The sequence below is a fragment of the Leifsonia shinshuensis genome (genome assembly GCF_014217625.1).
Lineage (GTDB): Bacteria > Actinomycetota > Actinomycetes > Actinomycetales > Microbacteriaceae > Leifsonia > Leifsonia shinshuensis_A.
In genome coordinates, this window is the sequence record NZ_CP043641.1 from 4,176,966 (window position 1) to 4,196,336 (window position 19,371).

At 68.3% G+C, this 19,371-nt stretch carries 20 protein-coding genes; 14 read left to right on the plus strand and 6 right to left on the minus strand.

The annotated features are described in order from the left end of the window. Window position 1 precedes the first annotated feature (1 nt). The 5 genes from F1C12_RS20335 to F1C12_RS20355 form a co-directional block, all read right to left on the minus strand. Window positions 2–871: a L,D-transpeptidase gene (locus F1C12_RS20335; RefSeq protein ID WP_185276622.1), complete on the minus strand. Its 870-nt coding sequence runs from the start codon at window positions 869–871 to the stop codon at window positions 2–4. An 83-nt stretch (window positions 872–954) separates the two neighbouring features. After that, window positions 955–1,734, minus strand: a complete 780-nt coding sequence (locus tag F1C12_RS20340; RefSeq protein WP_185276623.1) for a hypothetical protein — start codon at window positions 1,732–1,734, stop codon at window positions 955–957. Window positions 1,735–1,833: 99 nt separating this feature from the next. Next, a complete protein-coding gene (locus F1C12_RS20345) occupies window positions 1,834–2,772 on the minus strand; it encodes an NUDIX hydrolase (protein WP_185276624.1) in 939 nt (312 codons plus the stop codon). Next, entirely contained in the window at window positions 2,769–4,982 is a 2,214-nt protein-coding gene (locus F1C12_RS20350) for an RNA degradosome polyphosphate kinase (RefSeq protein ID WP_185276625.1), read from the minus strand. Before F1C12_RS20350 ends, F1C12_RS20345 begins: the two co-directional genes overlap by 4 nt. Window positions 4,983–5,101: 119 nt before the next feature. Then, window positions 5,102–5,794, minus strand: coding sequence for a response regulator transcription factor (locus tag F1C12_RS20355; RefSeq protein WP_185276626.1), 693 nt, complete (start codon window positions 5,792–5,794; stop codon window positions 5,102–5,104). A 147-nt stretch (window positions 5,795–5,941) separates the two neighbouring features. On the opposite strand from F1C12_RS20355, the gene F1C12_RS20360 reads away from it, so the two are divergent. The 3 genes from F1C12_RS20360 to ygfZ all read left to right on the plus strand — a co-directional run bounded on the left by F1C12_RS20360 (window position 5,942) and on the right by ygfZ (window position 8,129). Next, window positions 5,942–6,283 (plus strand): hypothetical protein, encoded by a 342-nt coding sequence (locus F1C12_RS20360; protein WP_185276627.1) that lies wholly within the window; start codon window positions 5,942–5,944, stop codon window positions 6,281–6,283. 126 nt (window positions 6,284–6,409) lie between these two features. Then, on the plus strand, window positions 6,410–7,006 hold the full coding sequence (locus F1C12_RS20365) for a nitrobindin family protein (RefSeq protein ID WP_185276628.1): 597 nt from the start codon (window positions 6,410–6,412) through the stop codon (window positions 7,004–7,006). A 1-nt stretch (window position 7,007) separates the two neighbouring features. Further along, window positions 7,008–8,129 (plus strand): CAF17-like 4Fe-4S cluster assembly/insertion protein YgfZ, encoded by a 1,122-nt coding sequence (gene ygfZ / locus F1C12_RS20370; protein ID WP_185276629.1) that lies wholly within the window; start codon window positions 7,008–7,010, stop codon window positions 8,127–8,129. Between the two features lie 124 nt (window positions 8,130–8,253). Here ygfZ and F1C12_RS20375 read toward each other — a convergent pair whose 3' ends face one another. Continuing rightward, window positions 8,254–9,090 carry a class I SAM-dependent methyltransferase gene (locus tag F1C12_RS20375; RefSeq protein ID WP_185276630.1) on the minus strand — a complete coding sequence of 279 codons (837 nt, stop codon included), beginning with the start codon at window positions 9,088–9,090 and terminating at the stop codon, window positions 8,254–8,256. 17 nt (window positions 9,091–9,107) lie between these two features. Here F1C12_RS20375 and F1C12_RS20380 point away from each other — a divergent pair, with 17 nt between their 5' ends. The 11 genes from F1C12_RS20380 (at window position 9,108) to F1C12_RS20430 (ending at window position 19,367) form a co-directional block, all read left to right on the plus strand. Further along, window positions 9,108–9,857: a phosphoglyceromutase gene (locus F1C12_RS20380; protein WP_185276631.1), complete on the plus strand. Its 750-nt coding sequence runs from the start codon at window positions 9,108–9,110 to the stop codon at window positions 9,855–9,857. A gap of 104 nt (window positions 9,858–9,961) precedes the next feature. Continuing rightward, on the plus strand, window positions 9,962–10,336 hold the full coding sequence (locus F1C12_RS20385) for a hypothetical protein (RefSeq protein ID WP_258046035.1): 375 nt from the start codon (window positions 9,962–9,964) through the stop codon (window positions 10,334–10,336). A 131-nt stretch (window positions 10,337–10,467) separates the two neighbouring features. Beyond that, window positions 10,468–10,758 (plus strand): WXG100 family type VII secretion target, encoded by a 291-nt coding sequence (locus tag F1C12_RS20390; protein WP_179605143.1) that lies wholly within the window; start codon window positions 10,468–10,470, stop codon window positions 10,756–10,758. Then, entirely contained in the window at window positions 10,724–11,242 is a 519-nt protein-coding gene (locus F1C12_RS20395; protein WP_185276632.1) for a hypothetical protein, read from the plus strand. The genes F1C12_RS20390 and F1C12_RS20395 overlap by 35 nt, the downstream gene beginning before the upstream one ends. Continuing rightward, complete coding sequence (locus F1C12_RS20400) at window positions 11,239–11,490, plus strand: EsaB/YukD family protein (protein ID WP_185276633.1); 252 nt, start codon at window positions 11,239–11,241, stop codon at window positions 11,488–11,490. Before F1C12_RS20395 ends, F1C12_RS20400 begins: the two co-directional genes overlap by 4 nt. Next, window positions 11,480–12,619 (plus strand): type VII secretion protein EssB, encoded by a 1,140-nt coding sequence (essB, locus tag F1C12_RS20405; RefSeq protein ID WP_185276634.1) that lies wholly within the window; start codon window positions 11,480–11,482, stop codon window positions 12,617–12,619. Before F1C12_RS20400 ends, essB begins: the two co-directional genes overlap by 11 nt. After that, window positions 12,616–17,064 carry a type VII secretion protein EssC gene (gene essC, locus F1C12_RS20410; RefSeq protein WP_185276635.1) on the plus strand — a complete coding sequence of 1,483 codons (4,449 nt, stop codon included), beginning with the start codon at window positions 12,616–12,618 and terminating at the stop codon, window positions 17,062–17,064. The genes essB and essC overlap by 4 nt, the downstream gene beginning before the upstream one ends. Beyond that, complete coding sequence (locus F1C12_RS20415; RefSeq protein WP_258046036.1) at window positions 17,064–17,522, plus strand: DUF4176 domain-containing protein; 459 nt, start codon at window positions 17,064–17,066, stop codon at window positions 17,520–17,522. Before essC ends, F1C12_RS20415 begins: the two co-directional genes overlap by 1 nt. Then, complete coding sequence (locus F1C12_RS20420) at window positions 17,519–17,788, plus strand: hypothetical protein (RefSeq protein WP_185276637.1); 270 nt, start codon at window positions 17,519–17,521, stop codon at window positions 17,786–17,788. The genes F1C12_RS20415 and F1C12_RS20420 overlap by 4 nt, the downstream gene beginning before the upstream one ends. A gap of 65 nt (window positions 17,789–17,853) precedes the next feature. Then, entirely contained in the window at window positions 17,854–18,141 is a 288-nt protein-coding gene (locus F1C12_RS20425) for a hypothetical protein (protein WP_185276638.1), read from the plus strand. Beyond that, window positions 18,132–19,367, plus strand: coding sequence for a hypothetical protein (locus F1C12_RS20430; RefSeq protein WP_185276639.1), 1,236 nt, complete (start codon window positions 18,132–18,134; stop codon window positions 19,365–19,367). The genes F1C12_RS20425 and F1C12_RS20430 overlap by 10 nt, the downstream gene beginning before the upstream one ends. Window positions 19,368–19,371 lie beyond the last annotated feature (4 nt).

Below are 19,371 nucleotides of genomic sequence, written 5' to 3' on the forward strand. Positions count from 1 at the left end.
GTCAGCCCACGACCGTGACCGGTGTTCCGAGCTTCAGCGCGTCGACCGCGGCGATCGCGTCGGCGCCCAGCCGGACGCATCCGTGCGAGACCGCTCCCGACGCGATGTCCTGGTAGTGGATGCCGATCAACCCGCCGTCGGACCCGCCGTCGGACCCGCCGTACGGCTCGTCCGCGGCTGTCGCGTGCAGCGACGTGAGCTGGATCCGGTGCGTCGACTGGCCCTGCGCCGGATCGAGGTAACGCGCCTGGAGGTAGCCGGTCGCCCCGGTCGGCGTCGGCGTCTCCGCGGTCCCCACCCCGACCGGGAAGCTCTGCTCGGCCTTCCCCTTCGCGTCGGTGATGGTCAGCGTCTGCGCGGAGACCGAGACGACGACCCGGTGCGGCAGCGAGCCGGTCGCCGTGAGCGCCGAGGTGGGCACCCAGGCCGCGGTCTGCGCCGGCGCGGAGGCGCCGTCGCCGGCCTGGGACGGGAGGATCTGACGGCTGGCGGTCAGCACCATCGACCAGTCGCCCTTCGTCATGACCGGGACGACGACGGTCGGCTTGCCGAGGAAATCCTTGGCCGGGATGCGCGCCACGGCGGTGGTGAAGTCCGCGCCGTAGACGGGAGTGTCGAACGCGACTGTGGACGCCCCGGTGATCCGCGGTTCCGCCGGGGCGGCGAGCAGGCCGGGGATCACCGCGTCGTACTCCGTGGCGGCGAGGGCGGCGATCGCGGACGGCGTCAGCGCAGGCGGGAGGGCCGGCCCGGCGGCGGGCGTCCGGGTGGCGGTCGGGGTGGTGGTCGCCCCGGGCGTCGCGGGGGAGCACGCCGCGAGGGCGACGAGGGCGAGGAGGGCGGCGCCGGACGCGGCGAGGGTGCGTTTCATGGTGTGCTCCATAGCGGGTGGGGTTCACGAGAAGCGGGGTGGACGCTGAACGCGTCCACCCCGCTGTGCGGTCGTTCCGGCTCTCAGCCGCTGACGACGGGCAGCTTGCCCTTAGTGGTGTAGTCCGGGGCCGGAGCCGGCTGGGGAGTGGGCGTGCCAGGCTGCTCGATCGTGTCTCCGGTGACGGTGATCGTGATCGACTGGGCCACGTTCGAGGTCGCGCCGGTGAGGGTGAACACCAGCTGGCCGGCCTCTGCGGTGCCCTGTGCGAGGTAGACCCCCGCGAAGACGCGTCCGCTGCGGTCGGCGACGAAGGTGTTCTCCGGCAGGGTCTCGCCGTTGTAGACGGTCGACAGCGTGACGGTCTCATCGGGGGTGTAGCCGCCGGCGGAGATCTCGATCCCGACGTCCGGGTTGGTCAGATCCTCCGTCGAGATGGTCGTGGTGTTGGCGGCGATGCCCTTCTGGGCGAGGACGGCGAGCGTGACCGAGTTCGAGGTGTCGTCCGCGTCCGATGTGGCCGTGACGACGACGTCCTCGCCGTTGGCGGGAAGCGGCAGCTCCGAGCTCGGCGTGAAGACCTCGTCGGCGAATGCGCCGGACGCGTCGGCGGTGACGTCCTGGCTGCCGAGGACGACGTCGCCGTCGGTGTAGGTCACCGAGATGGTGACGGTGGCGTCCGGCGTGAAGCCGGAGCCGGAGACGTCGAGGCCCGTGCCCCAGTCGCCTGCGGTGAACGTCTCGTTCGCGAGCGTGATCTCGCCGGTGGCGGCGTTCGCCGGGGCGGCGATGAACAGCCCGCCGACGACGGCAGCGGCAGCTGCGGCGCCGAGCGTCAGGCGAGTGCGAGTGGTAGAAAGCATTCTTCCCCCTGGTCGGTACGTCGCATCGAGCGAAGCGACGGTACGAACCTAGCGCCTGAGCATGAGGAATCTCAAATAAAGATCAGTATTTCACTGCGCTCACTCGACCGCTGGCGCGTACGTCTCGATCGAGACGATCCCCGACGACGGGTTGGTCGCCGAGAGGTGCACGACAGAGAACCCGCCGGTGTCGAGGTCGGCGGCGTCGTTCAGATAGCCTCCCGGCATGGTGCCGGTGGCCAGCGCGATCTCGCGCAGGATCTCGGGCAGCACGGGCCCGTGGCTGCAGAGCACCGCGGTCTTCCGCGAGCGGACCCGCTTGCCGATGACCGTGCGGACGTCGCCGTCGCCCTCCTCGAAGGCGTCCTGGCTGATTCCCGGCTCGCGTCGCGGCTTCACGCCGGTCGCCGCGGCGAGAGGCGCGACCGTGGCGACGCAGCGGACGGCGTCGCTGGTGAGGATGCGCTTGGGGCGCCAGGCGAGCAGCGTCGCCACGTCGCCCGCGGCCTGCTTGACGCCACGGTCGGTGAGCGGTCGGGCGGCGTCCGGGCCGGCCCAGGCGCCCCGCGGCTCGGCCTTGCCGTGCCGCAGCGCGATGAGCGCGAACGTGGAGGTGATGCCCTGGCGCACCAGCGCTTCGAACGCCTCCACGATCTCCACGTCGCGCTCGTAGGTCAGGTAGGTCCGCGCCTTCTTCAGCGAGACCCACTCGATCGCCGCGATCTCGGAGTTCGGGACGAAGGTCGAGCGCTCGATCGCGTGATCGGCGATCTCCGCCGCCCAGTAGTGGACGATCTTGTCGCGCCCCGAGCTGAGCGGGTACGCGGACGTCCCGAGCGGCACGCCGAGCGTCACGGCGAGCCCGGTCTCTTCGAGGATCTCGCGCACGGCCGTCTGCGGAAGCGTCTCTCCCGGATCGACCTTGCCCTTGGGGATCGTCACATCGCCGTACTTGGTGCGGTGAACCACGAGCACGACGATCTTGTCGTCCACGACGCGCCAGCAGAGGGCGCCCGCGGCGTAGACGGCGAGGCTCACCGCCTGGTTCCCGTGCGGGACGAACGCGGCCGGTGGGCGGCCTGCTGCTGCAGCTTGGTCTGGAGGTCGGTGAGCGGCGCGCCGTTCTCGTCGAGGTGGCGGCGGGTCCAGACGCCGTCCTCCGCGAGCGTCCACGCCGCGGTGCGCTCGTCGAACGCGAGGTCGAACAGGCGGTCGAGCTCGGCGAGGTGCTCGGGGTCGGCCAGGCGCACCAGCGCCTCGACACGACGGTCGAGGTTGCGATGCATCATGTCGGCGCTGCCGATGTAGACGTGCGGGTCGCCGTCGTTCACGAACGAGAACACGCGCGAGTGCTCGAGATACCGGCCGAGCACCGACCGGACCCGGATGTTCTCGGAGAGGCCTTCGCGCCCGGGGACCAGCCCGCAGATGCCGCGCACCCACAGCTCCACCGGCACGCCGGCCTGGCTGGCGCGGTACAGGGCATCGATGATCGCCTCGTCCACGATGGAGTTGAGCTTGATGCGGATGCCGGAGGGCCGGCCGGCCGCGGCGTTCGCCGCCTCGGTGTCGATGCGCTTCAGCAGCCCCTTGCGGAGGTGCAGCGGCGCGACCAGGAGGCGCTTGAACTTCTTCTCGATCGCGTAGCCGGACAGCTCGTTGAAAAGCCGGGTGAGGTCCTTGCCCACCTGGTCGTCCGCCGTCAGCAGGCCGAGGTCTTCGTAGATGCGGGAGGTCTTGGGGTTGTAGTTGCCCGTGCCGATGTGGCTGTAGTGCTTGAGGACGCCCTTCTCCTCGCGGATGACCAGCGCGAGCTTGCAGTGCGTCTTGAGCCCGACCAGCCCGTAGACGACGTGCACGCCGGCCTTCTCGAGTTTGCGCGCCCAGGAGATGTTGTTCTGCTCGTCGAACCGCGCCTTGATCTCGACCAGGGCAAGCACCTGCTTGCCGGCCTCGGCGGCGTCGATCAGGGCCTCCACGATCGGGCTGTCGCCCGAGGTGCGGTACAGCGTCTGCTTGATGGCGAGGACGTGCGGGTCGGCCGCCGCCTGCTCGAGGAAGGCCTGCACACTCGTCGCGAACGACTCGTACGGGTGGTGCAGCAGGATGTCCTGGCGCGCGACGGCGGCGAAGACGTCCGGCTTGGCGTTCGGCTCGCTCGGCATGAGCTGCGGCGCCGTGGTCGGCACGTGGTTGGGATAGTGCAGGTCCGGCCGGTCGATGCGCGCCAGGTCGAACAGGCCGCCGAGGTCCAGCGGTGCGGGGAGGCGGTAGACCTCCTGCTCGGTGACGTCGAGCTCGCGCACCAGGAGTCCGAGCGTGACGTCGTCCATGTCGTCGGTGACCTCGAGCCGGATGGGCGGCCCGAACCGGCGGCGCAGCAGCTCGCGCTCCAGCGCCTGGATGAGGTTCTCGGTCTCGTCCTCGTCGATCTCGACGTCTTCGTTGCGGGTGACCCGGAAGACGTGGTGGTCGAGGATCTCCATGCCGGGGAAGAGGTCGCCGAGGTGGTTGGCGATCAGGTCCTCCAGACGCAGGAAGCGCACCTGCCCGAGCCCCTCGCGCTGGTCGATGCGCACGAAGCGCGGCAGCATCTGCGGCACCTTGAGGCGCGCGAACTGCTCCTTGCCGGTGCGCGAGTTGCGCACGCGCACCGAGAGGTTCAGCGACAGGCCGGAGATATAGGGGAACGGGTGCGCCGGGTCGACCGCGAGCGGCATGAGCACGGGGAAGATCTGCTGCGAGAACACCTCGCGCATCTGCACGCGGTCGGCCTCGTCCAGCTCGTCCCACGACGACACGGTGATGCCCGCGGCCTCCAGCGCGGGCAGCACGAGCTCGCGGTACGCCTTGGCGTGCCGGACCTGGAGCACGTGGGCCTTCTCGGAGATGTCGGCCAGGACGTCCTGCGGGGCCCGTCCGACATTGGTCGGGACCGCGAGCCCGGTCGCGATGCGGCGCTTGAGCCCGGCGACCCGGACCATGAAGAACTCGTCGAGGTTGCTGGCGAAGATCGCGAGGAAGTTGGCGCGCTCCAGGACGGGCAGCAGCGGGTCCTCCGCGAGCTCCAGCACGCGCTGGTTGAACGCCAGCCAGCTCAGCTCGCGGTCGAGGTAGCGGTCGTCCGGCAGCGTCGGGTCCGGCTCGTAGATGAAGGGGGCGAAATCGTCGTCGAAGTCGCTGCCCAGGCTGCCGCTCAGCCCGTTGTCGAGTAGGCCGTTGTCCAGTGCAGTGCGCTCGCCGTCCATGCCCCCATCATGGCACCGCGCGACCGGCTGGCGGCACGGGGTTCGGTTAACTGTGGAGAAACGACGACGCCGTCCGACTGTGGAGGACAGCCGTCGCGCAGGGACAGGTCAGGGCTGCGTCAGGGCCGCACAGACGAGGGCAACCGGTCGTTCTCGTCCTCGTACACATTGAAGCGGTAGCCCACATTGCGGACCGTCCCGATGAGCGACTCCAGGTCGCCGAGCTTGGCCCGCAGCCGCCGCACGTGGACGTCGACCGTGCGCGTGCCGCCGAAGTAGTCGTAGCCCCACACCTCGCTCAGCAGCTGCTCGCGGGTGAACACGCGCGAGGGGTGCGTGGCGAAGAACCGCAGCAGCTCGAACTCCTTGAAGGTGAGGTCGAGCGCCTTCCCATGCGCCTTGGCCGAGTAGCTCGCCTCGTCGATGGTGATGCCGGACGCCTGGATCTTCGTCTGCGAATGCTCCTGCGTCTGCCGGCCGATCGCGAGGCGGATCCGTGCGTCCACTTCCGCCGGGCCGGCGGTGTCGAGCACCACGTCGTTGACTCCCCAGTCGGCGCTCACGGCGGTGAGGCCGCCCTCCGTGAGCACCAGCAGCAGCGGGACCGTGATGCCGGTCGTGGTGAGGATCTTGCACAGCGACTTGGCGCTCGCCAGGTCGCGGCGGGCGTCGACGAAGATGAGATCGCAGGCGGGAGCGTTGACCAGCGAGGCGGGCTCGGCGGGGATCTGCCGGACGCGGTGGCTGAGGAGGCCGAGAGCCGGGAGCGCATCCGCGTCGGGGGCGGACGTGAGGATCAACAGCTGCGCCACCCAGTATCCTCCTCGCCCGTCTTCGTGCGGCAATGCTACCGGAAACGCTTACGGCGCCTGACAGCCGTGAAACAGAAGGGGGCAGCCATGAAACAGAAAGGAGAGCTGGGGAGGCGGCCTCGCCTCCGCGCGGGGCACAATAGAGGGATGAGCGAGACGCCGTCCGATCCGGGCCTTCTCGGTCCCGCCGCCGCGGCGGGACCGCCTCCCGAGCCGATGCCGCGTTCGATGGGCGCGCTGAGCGTCGGCGGGGTGTGGCTGCTCGCCCTCGTCCTCGGCGTCCTCATCGCGTTCCTCTCCCACCCGATCCAGTACGCCTCCTGGCTGTCGCTCGCCCTCGGCGTGAGCGTGATCGTCTCGTTCGGAGCCCAGCTCGCCACGCAGCGCAAGGACGGCTTCGTCAACCGCCTCGCGACCACCCTGACCGGGAGCTTCGTCATCCTCGGCGTCATCGGAGGCATCCTCGGCCTCGTCACGCTCGGGCACTGACTAGACTGACCGTATGCTCGTCGCTCTCGAACTCTTCTTCATCGGCCTGCTGGGTCTGGCCACCCTCGCCATCCTCGGTGTCTCCGGCGTGGTGGTCTACAACCTCTTCCGCGGCCAGCGCTAGGCATGATCGAGCTCCCCACCGACCTTCCGGCCGAACTCGTCCCGCTCTCCTGGCTGATCGGGGTCTGGGAGGGGAGCGGCGTGGTCGACTATGCCGCCGGCGAGGAGCACACCCAGCTGGAGTTCGGCCAGCGCGTGAGCTTCAGCCACGACGGCGAGGCCTACCTCAACTACTCCGCGACCTCGTGGGTGCTCGACGACGACCGCACCCCGCTCGCCGCGGAGACCGGCTACTGGCGGCTCAGCCGCACCCTGGTCGAGGGCGACCCGGGCCCGGCGATGCTGCCCGGTCAGGGCACCCGGCCGTTCGGCACCCCGCAGGCGGTGGAGACGCTGCGCGCCTCCAGCGGCGGCTTCGACATCGACGTGGCGATCATCCACCCGGACGGCGTGAGCGAGCTCTACATCGGCCAGGTGAACGGCCCGCGCATCGACCTGGCGACCGACGCGGTCGTGCGGACGGCCGGCGCCAAGGAGTACAGCGCGGCGACCCGCCTCTACGGGCTCGTCGAGAACCACCTGCTCTGGGCCTGGGACATCGCGGCGCTCGGCCAGGAGCTGCGCACGCACGCCTCCGCCCGGCTCGCCAAGGTCGACTGACGTGGACGCGTCCCCCTTCCTGACCCTCCCCGGCGCGGTCGACATCGCCGACGCGGGAGTGCCCTCCCACTACGGCAGCCCGCTCGCGGAGCAGCGCGCCCTGCTCGACGGCGGGGCAATCGTCGACCTGTCCGACCGTGCGGTCCTCTCGATCACCGGTCCCGACCGGCTGAGCTGGCTGAACTCGCTGACCAGCCAGTCGCTGCTGGGCCTGCAGGCGGGGGAGTCGTCCGAGACCCTGCTGCTCGACGTCACCGGCCGCGTGGAGCACGCCGTCCGGCTGATCGAGGATGGCACGACCCTGTGGCTGCTGGTCGACCGGCCGGAGGCCACCGGCCTGCTCGCCTGGCTGGACTCGATGCGCTTCATGCTGCGCGTGGAGCTGGCCGACCACACCGAGACGCTCGCGACCATCGGCACGTTGGGGGAGCCTCCGCTGCCGATCGCGGCTCCGAACGGCGTGCCGCTGATCTGGCACGATCCGTGGCACGCGGTGACTCCCGGAGGCCACCAGTACGCGCGCGGCGAGCACCCCGGCGCGAGCTGGAGCTGGAGCGAGCGGGTCGTGCCGCGCGACGCCCTCCCGTCGATCGTCGCCCGCGTGGAGTCGGGAGAGCTGACGGCCGCCGGAACGCTCGCGGCCGACGCCCTGCGGATCGCCGCCTGGCGTCCGCGCTTCGCCACCGAGGTGGACGAGCGCACCATCCCACACGAGCTCGACTGGCTGCGCACGGCCGTCCACCTCACCAAGGGCTGCTACCGCGGTCAGGAGACCGTGGCCAAGGTGCACAACCTCGGCCATCCCCCGCGCCGGCTGGTGATGCTGCACCTCGACGGGTCCGAGGGCGTCCACCCGGCGCGCGGCGCGGAGGTCACGCTCGACGGACGCGTGGTCGGGACGGTCACCTCGTCCGCGCTGCACTACGAGCTCGGCCCGATCGCGCTCGCGATCGTCAAGCGCAGCACCGACGCGGCGGCGACGCTGACGGTGGACGCCGACGGCACGCCGATCGCGGCCGCGCAGGAGGTCGTGGTGCCTCCCGAGGCCGGAGCCGAGGCCCACGTCCCGCACCTGCCGCGCCTGGGCGCGGTCACCCGCACCCCCCGCCCCCCGCAGCCCTGACCCCCTCCACCACCACCCCACCCCTGTCCACCGCAACTAACGGAGGACATCGGCCCTCGCAAGGTCCCGATCTCCTCCGTTGATCGACTTCGGCGGGTTTTGCGCGGCGGATCTCCTCCGTTGGCTACGCCGGCGCGACCGCCTCCCACGCGACGGTGAGCTCCCCCAGCCGCCACCGCGCGCGCCCCCCGACGATCGGCCAGCCCGCGTCGCGCATCCCCTGCGCCGCCGCCATCCACCGCTGCTTCGGCCCGTACGCCGCGAGCGGCGAGTGGACCCGCCAGAGCCGGTCGAGGTCCGCGAGGTAGGCGTGGACGCGCTCGCCGGGGACGTTCCGGTGGATGAGCGCCTTGGGCAGCCGCTCGGCCACGACGCTCGGCGCGTCGAGCTCCCGCAGCCGCAGCGAGATCGAGAAGGTCTGCGGTCCCGTCCGGTCGAGAGTGACCCAGCTGGCGATGCGCCCGATCTCGTCGCAGGTGCCTTCGACGAGCGCGCCGCCGAGCTGCAGCCGGCCGAGCATCCGCTCCCAGGCGGCCGCGACCTCCGACTCGTCATACTGGCGCAGCACGTTGAACGCCCGGATCACCGCAGCGTGCCGGCCGGCGGGAAGGGGCACCTCGAAGCCGCCGACGGCGAAGCCCACCCGCGCCCGCGGGTCGAAGCCTGTGCTGCCGGTGCGGACGTCCTCCAGCTGGGCCAGCGCCGTGGCGACCCGGCCGGGGTCGATCTCCAGCCCGAGCACTTCCACGTCCCGGCGGACCTTCGCGAGCCGGTGCTGCAGCTCGAACGCCGTCACCCCGCTCGCGCCGTAGCCGAGGTCGACCACCAGCGGATCGCCCGTGCGGCGCAGTTCCGGGAGGGCGGCGATCCAGCGGTCCACCCTCCGCAGCCGGTTCGTGTTGGTGGTGCCGCGCGTCACCGATCCGACCACGCCCGGCGGGCGGAACGACGGGGAGGGCATGTGACAAGATTATTCGCATGCCCACCCCCTACACTTTGATCCTCCTCCGCCACGGCAACAGTGTGTGGAACCAGCAGAACCTGTTCACCGGCTGGGTCGACGTCCGGCTCAGCGAGCAGGGCGTCGCCGAGGCCACCCGCGCCGGCGAGCTCCTGGCCGAGTCCGGCCTGACCCCCGACATCCTCTACACGTCGGTCCTCACCCGCGCGATCCAGACCGCGAACATCGCGCTGGACGTGGCCGACCGGCTCTGGATCCCGGTCGAGCGCTCCTGGCGTCTCAACGAGCGACACTACGGAGCGCTGCAGGGCCTCGACAAGGCGGAGACCCTGGAGAAGTACGGCCCGGAGCAGTTCCAGCTCTGGCGCCGCTCGTTCGACGTCCCGCCGCCGCCGCTCGCCGACGACAGCGAGTGGTCGCAGGCGAACGACCCGCGCTACGCCGACCTCGGCGACGACCTGCCGCGCACCGAGTGCCTGAAAGACGTCATCGCGCGGATGCTGCCGTACTGGGAGTCCGACATCACCGTCAGCCTCGCCGAGGGCAAGACCGTCCTGGTCACGGCGCACGGCAACTCGCTGCGCGCGCTCGTGAAGCACCTCGACGGCATCTCCGACGAGGAGATCGCCGACCTCAACATCCCGACCGGCATCCCGCTGGTCTACAAGCTCGACGAGACCTTCGCGCCGATCGAGCCCGCCGTGTACCTCGACCCGGAGGCCGCCGCCGCCGGCGCCGCCGCGGTCGCGGCCCAGGGCAAGAAGTAGGTCTCACGACCGTCCCGTCGTTCGTCGTCGTCGCGTTCCTGCCGGAACGCGGCGGCGACGTCGTTGTTCCGGGGGAGTTCGCGGCGGGGGACTGGCCGCTGCACGTGACCGTCGTGCCGCCGTTCCAGACCGGGCTGGAGGCCCCCGCGATCGCCGCGCTGCTGCCGCACGGGCCGCGCATCCCCGTCGTCGCCGGGGCCCGTGCGTCGTTCGGCCATCGGCGGGCGGTGCCGGTCACACTGGTGCGGCCGTCGCCGGCGCTCCTCGCGCTGCACGCCGCGTGCGTCGACGCCCTGGAGGCCGCGGGCGCGGTCATCGCCGACCAGCGCCACATCCGCACCGGCTACCGCCCGCACGCGAGCGACCAGCGCTCGGCCGCGCTCGCTCCGGGCGACCACGCCTCCCTCACTGAACTGGCGCTCGTCGAGCGCGCGCCGGGCTCACGGCGGAGGGTCGCCGCGCGCATCCCGCTCGCCTGAGGCTGTGGATATGTGGCATATAGGCCACATTTCACGTGTGAGATTTGACACGAAGCGATCATCGCTTATAGCGTCGACCGAAATACTCCGTATCTGCGGTAGTGCTTTTGTGTCGAAATAGGAGACGTGTCATGGGCCAGATCAGCGTAACGCCGGAAGAACTGAAGCAGCAGGCTCAGGTCTACACCCGCTCGAAGGAAGAGATCGAGCAGGCGATCCAGAAGGTCAACCAGATGAACTCGACCATCGCCGAGCAGTGGAAGGGCCAGGCCTTCCAGGCCTATCTCGAGCAGTACAACCAGCTGCACGAGAGCGTCAAGAAGTTCGAGGAGCTCCTGGTGAACATCAACGAGCAGCTGAACAAGTACGCCGACACCATCGCCGAGCGTGACGCGCAGGATGCGCAGAGCTTCGGCTTCTGACCGGCTCATCGGCGCCGGTCTCGCGGCGGGCGCGCTTGCGGTCGTGTTGACCGTCGGCCCGCCCGCCGTCTCAGCCGTCGCCGACGACTCCGACGACGCGGGCAGGCTGAGCCTGAACACGACGGTTCTCGTCAATGAGTCGGTCGGGGCCGGTTCCTCCGGGGAGTTCCCGATTCGCAGCAGCCTGTTCTCCGACCGGCTCTCCGCGCGGGCGGAGCGGCAACGGTCTCAGTCCGCTGAACGCCTGGGCATCGTCGAGCAGCTGGACTTCGCCACGACCCGATCGTCCGGCGAGCAGTTTCAGTCGGTGAGGGCGGCGCTGTTCGAGGGCTACTCCTCCGACGTGATCGCGGCGTCGTCGGAGGAGCACGAGCAGTCCCCGGTCCCCTTCAGCGTGATCTTCGTGGTCGCAGTGCCGCTGGTTCTGGTGGGGGGCATCGTGCTGGGACGATTCTGGGCCAGACGAAGCCGGCTGACGTCGTGATCGAGATCACCCTCGTGTACGCCCACCGGCAGATCGACCTCCTCGTGCCCGCCGCTGTCCGGTTCGACCGGCTGCGGCAGCTGATCCAGGACGCGTTCACCGCGAAAGGGACGGTCCTGCCGGATGGATTCTCGTTCGCGCTCGAAGACAAGGCCCTCGCGGTGAGCGGGCACGACTTCATCTCCTCTTTCGGGATCGCCAACGGCGACCGCCTTCAGATTGTGACGGGACCAGGTAATGCGTATTGAGTTGGACGGAACGGCTCTCGAGCTCGAGGTGAGCTCCGGCCGGCTGCACGCGAGCGTGGACAAGAACGGTTACCGGGGTGCGTGCCTCGATGTGATCTCCCGCTACGTCGACGCGCGCGAGACGGACACCGGGCTCGAGCTCGACTACGACCTCAGCGACGGCGAGATCAGTTTCGGGGACGCCGTAGGCCGGGCCAGGACCAGGCTGGATCGGCTGTCGCTGGCCCAGAAGCTTGTGGCGTGCGTCCGCTATCGCGACGGCTTCCGCGTGCCGGTGATCCACCCCGGCAACGTGTATCTCAACGGCGGGCTGCTCCGGGTGGTGCACTGCGGCCTCCAGGGCATGCTCGCCCCGATGGCGTTCGATGAGACGCACTTCCTGGCGTCGCTGCGGGCGATGGTGCTGCACGTGTTCCGACCGAAGATCGCCTTCGAGCAGCTCCTCGACGGGGCGGCGGCCCTGCCGGACGCGTTCTCCACCGCCGTGCGGGAGACGACGACGGCCGACGAACTGTTCGCGTTCATCGACGCGCAGCTGAGAGCCGAGCAGGCGGAGGTCGAGTCTCGCAGGGTCAGCGTCCCGAAGCGCCGGTACGCGGGGTACCGGCTCGTCGGTGCGTTCGGCCTGGCGGCCGCGGCGGTCGCCGGCGTGTTCGCGTGGCAGACCGCAGATCACAACCGCCTCCAGGACGCGGTCGTCGCCGCCCAGGCACGATTCCTCGCGAACGACTACGGCGGCACGTTGACGGAGCTGGAAGGCTTCGCAGCCACCTCGCTGCCGGCGTCCGCGAAGTATGTGCTGGCGGTGTCGAGCGTCAACCTGGACGACCTCACCGTCACGCAGAAGCAGGCGGTCCTGAACACCATCTCCCAGAAGTCCGACGACGTCACCCTGAACTACTGGATCGCGATCGGCCGCGGTGAGTTCGAGCAGGCCCTCGATTACGCGCAGAACCTCGGAGACGATCAGCTCACCTTGCTCGCCTACACCGACCTGTACCAGTCCACGAAGCTGAACTCCCAGATGGCCGGCGGTGAGAAGCAGAAGCGCCTGGATGAGTATGCGAAAGCCATCGACGAGCTGACGTCGAAGCTGGAGGGCACGAGCGACACGGCGGCGGCGGAATGAGCGTGTTCGAGACGGAGCCGCTTGCGGGCGTCCGGAGTGCGGCCCTCGACTCGCGGCTCGATCCGAGTCAGCTGCTGTTCCTCGTGTTCGTGGTCGACGGTGAGAGAGCCGTCCGGCTGACCCTCACCGACGAGCATCCGTTCGTCGAGCACGACAGCCACAAGTTCAGCGTGATCAACGAGGCCCTGTACGTCGACGGGGAGCTGATCGGCGCCGGACGGAGAACGGTCGGCGCGCTCGAATGCGTCGTGGTGCCCGTCGCCGACGCCCGCACCGACTGTTTCGTCACCGACACGAGCACTGGCCTCGTGATCGGCGATGTGCCTTACGCCGGCATCCGCGCATCGGGGTCGCCGACGCTGATCGTGCACGAGGACTCGCTGATCGTGGAGGCGCGGGGTCAGCTCGTGTACGTCGACGGCGTCGCGGTCTCGGGGCGGCGGATCTGCGATCTCGACGTCGGCACGGTGGTGCTGACCGCCGGCTTCATCCTCGAGAAGCGGCCGACGCAGTTCAAGCTCACCACCTTCGGTTCGGACGTGGTGTTCGATCACGCGACGCTGCTGGTGCAGCCGCCGGAGCGGGAGTTCCCGGTGGACTTTCCCGACTACCGGAGGTCCCCGAAGCTGAACCTGGAGGTCGAGGAGGCGGAGTTCGCCCTGCAGGGGCCGGACAAGCCGGGCGCGAAACCGAAGAACCGGCTCCTGCGGATGGTGGTGCCGCCGTTCTTCATGATCGTGGCCTCCGGCGTGACGACGATGGTCATCGGGAGCAACCCGGCGATGATGCTGGGCATGGGGCTGGCCACCCTGCTGACAGCGTCGTTCACGGTGTCGCAGTACGTCACCGAGCGGCGGGAGGCCGCGGCGACAGCGCTCACGGCCGAGGACGACTACACCCGATACCTCGTGCGGACCGTCGCCCAGGTCTCCCAGGCGTACGACGACGAGCGCGCCGTGCAGCGCTATCAGCAGCCGAGCCCGCAGGAGCTCGCGGCCATGGTCGAGCGGTACGACCCGAGGATCTACGAGCGGCAGCGGTTCAACAAGGACTTCTTGCGCGTCTCGCTGGGGTTGTCCGATCGCCCCTCCGCCGTGAAGGTGTCCTCCGACGTGAGCGAGAAGGACGCGAGCGTCGAAGCGCAGCGCGTATCGGAGCTCGCGGCGGGATTCCGGACCCAACGTGACGTGCCGACTCCGCTCGGGCTGGTGGGCCAGACGCTCGGGTTCGTCGGCCCTGCCGGCGTCGTCACCGATCACCTGCAGTCGCTGCTGTTCCAGACGGCCTTCTTCCACTCGTACCGGGACGTGAACTTCATCAGCCTGCTCTCGCGGGAGGCCTACACGCAGACGTGGAGCGCGTGGCGGCTGCTGCCGCACTTCACGCTGCACGAGCTGAACCTGCGCGGTCTGGTCCACAACGACAGGCTGCGCGACGTGGTGCTGAACGGCTTCTACCAGCTGCTCCAGAAGCGCAAGCAGGCCCTGAAGGACGCGGGCACGCAGAAGCCCCAGTTCGCGCCGCACTACGTCTTCACCATCTCCGACGACCGTCACCTGGCCGGCCACGGCATCAACGAGCTGCTCGCCGAGGACATGAGCGCGCTGGGCGTCACCGTGATCTGGTGCAGCGAGGACGCGAAGCTGCTGCCCGAGACGGTGACCGCCCTCATCCAGGCGCCGCACCACGTCACGGGCGAGCTCGTGACCGACATCGGCGTGTACGTCGCGACGCCGTTCACGCCGTACATTTCGCCTCGGGGCCTCGAGCACTCGCTCCGCAAGCTCTCGAATCTGAACCATCTGGAGGTCGAGAAGAACGCGGTCCCGGAGGCGCTGAGCCTGCTGGAGCAGTACGAGGTGAAGACGGTCGACGAACTGCGGATCGCCGACCGCTGGGCGAGCGCCGAACCGAACAAGTCCATCCGTTCGCTGATCGGCTGGCGCGGCAAGTCGGATCACGTGTACTGGGATCTGCACGAGCGTGCGCACGGCCCGCACGCGCTGGTCGGCGGCACCACGGGTTCGGGCAAGTCGGAGTTCCTGACGACGTACCTGATCGGCCTGGCGATCAACTTCTCGCCAGAGGACGTGGGCATGCTCATCATCGACTGGAAGGGCGGCGGCATCGCCAACACGCTCGACCGGCTGCCGCACTTCATGGGCGCCATCACCAACCTCGACGGCGCGGGCACGGCCCGAGCGCTGGCGAGCATCAAGGCGGAGCTCGACAAGCGCCAGCGCGAGTTCGCGGTCTACGGCGTGAACAGCATCAACGCCTACATGACCCTGTACAAGCAACGGCACGACCCGAAGCCGGAGGTCAAGTACCCGACGAAGCCGCTGCCGCACCTGGTGCTCGTGTCGGACGAGTTCGCCGAGTTGAAGGCCAATGTGCCGGAGTTCTTGGACGAGCTGACCTCGGTCGCCCGGATCGGCCGAAGCCTCGGCGTGCACCTGATCCTCGCGACGCAGAAACCGAGCGGCGTCGTGAACGACCAGATCGAGGCGAACTCGACCTCGAAGATCGCCCTGAAGATGGCGGGCGAGCAGGACTCGAACGAACTGCTGAAGACCACGGACGCCGCGCACATCACGAACCCCGGCCGCGGCTACCTGAAGGTCGGCCAGAACGAGGTGTACGAACTCTTCCAGAGCGGCTACGCCGGGGTGCCCTACGACCCGGACGCACAGGTCACCGAGAAGGTGGACGAGCGCATCTACACGATCAACCAGCTCGGCCAATACGAACTCTTCTACGACCCCGACGAGGACGTCGAGCAGGGCAAGGACACGAGCGAGCTGCCCTCGCAGCTGGAGGCGGTCATCGACACGATCGCCGGCATCTTCCAGGGTGGCGGGCTCACGCAGCCGGACAAGCCGTGGTTGCCGAGCCTGGCGGGGCGCATCCTCTCGTCCCCCTCAGAGCCGGGAATCGGATTGCGTGTGCCTCTGGGGCTCCTCGACATTCCGGCGCACCAGGCGCAGGAGAACTACGAGTTCGACCTCATGCGTGAGGGTCACACGGTCGTCTTCGGCAGCCCCGGGTACGGCAAGTCGACGGCGCTGCAGACGCTCGTCGTGAACCTCGCCACGACCTGCACTCCCGACCGAATTCATGTCAATCTCATCGATTTCGGCAACAACGGACTTCTGCCCCTCCGAGATCTTCCGCAGGTGGCGGACATCGTCACGCTCGAAGAGGCCGAGAAGCTCGGCAAGATGATGGACTCCGTTGCGGACACCCTAGGCATTCGCAAACAGTTGTTCAAGCAAGCCGGGGTCGCGAATCTCGAGCAGTACCGGGCGAAAACCGGCGGTGATCTGCCGGTCGTTCTGAACGTGCTCGACGGCTACGACAATCTGACGGCGAACGATCGACGCAAGGATGCGATCGACTCGCTCCTGCTGCAGGTGTTGCGGGAGGGCTCCGCGCTGGGCGTGTTCCTCGTGATGAGCGCGAGCCGCGTAGGCGGCGTGCGCATGAACATGTTGAGCAACATCCCGACGAAGCTCTGCCTGTACGTGAATGACGAGAGCGACCTCGCGCAGGTGATGGGCAGGGAGCGGCTGACGCAAGCCGACATCCCAGGTCGGGGTCAGCTCTTGATTGACCGGCCCACGGCGATTCAGATCTACCTCCCGGCACCGGGCGACGACAGTGCAGCAACACTTGCGGCGCTCGAACAGCAGGTCGCTGCCTTGGACGCGGGGTGGACGAGCGAGCGGCCGAGCAAGATTCCGATGGTGCCACCGGAAGTCAGCACGGATTCGTTCGGCGTCGGGGTTACGCGGTCGCCGCATTCGCTCCTGTTGGGATTGAACAAGGCCAGCGCCGCTTCCGAGAGCTTCGAGCTGTTCCGAGGGGACGCGCTTGCGATCTTCCCCGAGACGTCGAGGCAGTCTGCTCTGCTGTATCCGTTCCTGATCGGTCAAATCGCCGAGGTAGTGGCCGGCAGCGACCTCGTCGTGATCGACGCGAGCGGTGCGTTGGAGCCGAGCCTGGCTTCGACCGCGTCGTTGTATGTGGGCAAGGCGTTGCTCAAGAGTCACTCCGCTGCGGTGAAGGCGGCACTGACCGATCTGGCGGAGAAGGGGTCGGAGGTCCGGCGCTGTGTCGTGATCAACGGTGCAGCGGATGTCTTCGACAAAGCGATGCTCACGATGGACCAGGTCGCCGACCTTCTGGGCGGCGGTGGCACGAGCACCCAGGTGATCGTCCTGGATCACATGTCGAAGCTGAACAGCGCCTTCGGCTTCGTCGCCACCGTGAAGGAGAACGTCGACCGGATCCTCTTCGGCGGAGATCTGAGCGCGCAACGGTTCGTCGACAACCTGCCGCCCTCCGTGAAGAGGGAGGCGCAGGCGAAGAACGTGTTGCACTCGTTCACGGATGACGAGCTCTTTCAGATCGTCGTGCCGACGGTGAGCGAAAGCGAAGAGTGATGGTGTCGTTGGAACTCCAGGGCGGGCTGCTGGGTTTGGGATCGATTGTTCGGCTGGAGACGCCGGGTGTCTCCGGTTTGTTCGTGGTCCTCGCGCGCGGGGCCTTCCGGCCGGATAAGGAGCGCACTGAGGTGGTTCCCCGCTATCTGGTGGCACCGCACCCCTTCGGCGAGGCGCCGGATCAGGAGACCTTCCCGATCCTCGTCGACGCGATCCAGCAGGTCGTGTTCGAGGGTTACACGGACGACGCCGACACGTCCTTCCTCGAGAACCTCCTGGATCAGATGGAGAACGGGCGACGGGTGATGAAGCCTGAGGCGAATCACTTCGCCGAATCCCTGACGGCGATTCCCGAGGTGTCGGATGACGCCGGCGGCGGTGACGCTGCGGGGAACCCCAGGGACCCGTTCTTCGAGCTTCGGAGACTGGCAAGCAAGGATCGGGGGAAGAAGCCGTGAAGGTTTCATCGAATGTCGGTGCGGCGCAGGAAGCGGCGTCGGGTTTCGCGCAGGTGGAAGTCGTGGGGCGAGCTCAGCAGGCCACGGTGGGGACAAGCAACGTCTCTAGCACCGTGGATGGGGCGACTGTCGCGAATTCGATCCTGGACAGCATTTCCGAGTTGGTTTCCGGTGTGAAGAAGCAGGCCGGAAACGTCACGGCTCTCGCGACGGAGATCGAGGAGCGCGATAGCGGGGACGCCGGAGCCTGGTGCGAAGCACGATGAACAGTCCCTCCTCATCGAGCCCCGGTGAGCTCGCCCAGAAAATCGCTGCCTGCGAGAGCCGCGCTATGGCGCAGCTCTCGACGATTCGTCATCTCGAGCAGGAATGGGAAGCGTATCGGGAGGTCATGCGGGCCGAGTCGGCTCTCTATGAGCATGCCGCGCACGACATCGGTACGAAGAACTACTTCGTTCACAAAGGCTTAGCGGCGCGAAGAGAAGTCGATGCGTACGTGAGGCAGCTCGCAAGCGAAATGGTCGAGCTGTTGGAAGAGACGGCGCGCGAGGTGCGCTTGGAGTCGGAGGCGGAGTTGGAGCGCCTGCGTGCGGAGAAGGCAGGTGCAACGTGGGGTTGATCTACAATTCCGCCGATTCGAGCAGCGTGAGGGACGCACTGTCGGCCAACCTCGCGGCCGCCACTTCGGTTCTCGACGCGACGCAGAAGGCGACAGGCCATTTGACGAGCAGGCTCGTGGGCGGACAACTCTCGGGCAAGGGATACTCCGCCGTTCGCGCATTGTTCGCGTCGGTCATCGCTCCCTGTATCACCGATGCGAGAAATGAGCTCGAGTCGGTTCGAGGCGATCTGGAGAAGTTCACGGCGGAAGACTCCAAGATCAGCGCCTTCGGGGTTCTGAAGGAAGACGAGCTGAAGAAGCAACTAGCGGCGTCCAAGCGCCAGCGGGACGCGACCGTGCATCAGATCGACGTCAACCGTGTTGCCGCGGACTCCTCGACGGCGGTGCCCGGGTTGTCGGAGGCGCTCACAGCCAAGAACGTGCAGCTGGAGCTGGTGCTTGATCAGTTGAAGACCGATGTTCGTGATCTGGAGGGCAGGATACAGGCGCTGCAGCAGTTCGACTCTGCGACGAAGGGCCTGTTTCTGGACAGGCTGGACAACCTCGCTGCGGTCACCGGCGACACCATCGCGCTTCTGAACCAGCTCGACAACACCAAGATCCGGCTCAGCGTCGCCGGTACTCTCGGTTCCGGGGTCGGGGCGCTGGCGACCAGGCGGGACATCCTCAATTTCCTGGGCGACAAGCAGCTCACCAAGGACGCACAGGGCCGGGTGCGGTGGGGCGAACGGTACCTCTTCGAGTCCAACGGCCTGGTGCAGAAGGGTTTCATCTTCCGTCAGGGCAATCGCTTCAATGAGGCCACCGGGGTACGCATCGACCACTACAGGCAGCCGATCGGGGCCGGTGTGCGAGGCCTGGCCAGCCCTGTCGATGACTTCCACGGGTGGAAAGACGCCTCCAAGATCGGCAAGCTCGGTAAGGGGCTCGGCGCGGCAGGCACCCTGCTGACGGTTGCAGGCAACGCCGATACGTACTTCCGTGACGGTGCCCAGGAGTACGACGGAGCGGACTTTGCGGTGGATACCGGAGTCGACTTGGCAAGCGCTGCCGTTTCCGCCGGCGTTGGAGCAGTGGCCGGGTCGTTCTTCTTGCCCCCGCTTGGCACCGTGGTGGGAGCGGGCGTCGGACTGTTCGTCGGAGTTGTGTTGGATCTGCCTCTCTGGGGCGGTGCCTCCGCGACGGATGCCGCCAAAGACGCGATGAAAAAGGCATACCGGTGAGATT

Coding starts and splice junctions, on each gene's coding strand:
- F1C12_RS20360 (WP_185276627.1), top strand. CDS start 5,942: ATGAGCGAGACGCCGTCCGATCCGGGCCTTCTCGGTCCCGCCGCCGCG.
- essB (WP_185276634.1), top strand. CDS start 11,480: ATGCGTATTGAGTTGGACGGAACGGCTCTCGAGCTCGAGGTGAGCTCC.
- F1C12_RS20335 (WP_185276622.1), bottom strand. CDS start 871: ATGAAACGCACCCTCGCCGCGTCCGGCGCCGCCCTCCTCGCCCTCGTC.
- F1C12_RS20380 (WP_185276631.1), top strand. CDS start 9,108: ATGCCCACCCCCTACACTTTGATCCTCCTCCGCCACGGCAACAGTGTG.
- F1C12_RS20340 (WP_185276623.1), bottom strand. CDS start 1,734: ATGCTTTCTACCACTCGCACTCGCCTGACGCTCGGCGCCGCAGCTGCC.
- F1C12_RS20390 (WP_179605143.1), top strand. CDS start 10,468: ATGGGCCAGATCAGCGTAACGCCGGAAGAACTGAAGCAGCAGGCTCAG.
- F1C12_RS20425 (WP_185276638.1), top strand. CDS start 17,854: ATGGCGCAGCTCTCGACGATTCGTCATCTCGAGCAGGAATGGGAAGCG.
- essC (WP_185276635.1), top strand. CDS start 12,616: ATGAGCGTGTTCGAGACGGAGCCGCTTGCGGGCGTCCGGAGTGCGGCC.
- F1C12_RS20350 (WP_185276625.1), bottom strand. CDS start 4,982: ATGGACGGCGAGCGCACTGCACTGGACAACGGCCTACTCGACAACGGG.
- F1C12_RS20375 (WP_185276630.1), bottom strand. CDS start 9,090: ATGCCCTCCCCGTCGTTCCGCCCGCCGGGCGTGGTCGGATCGGTGACG.
- F1C12_RS20415 (WP_258046036.1), top strand. CDS start 17,064: ATGGTGTCGTTGGAACTCCAGGGCGGGCTGCTGGGTTTGGGATCGATT.
- F1C12_RS20365 (WP_185276628.1), top strand. CDS start 6,410: ATGATCGAGCTCCCCACCGACCTTCCGGCCGAACTCGTCCCGCTCTCC.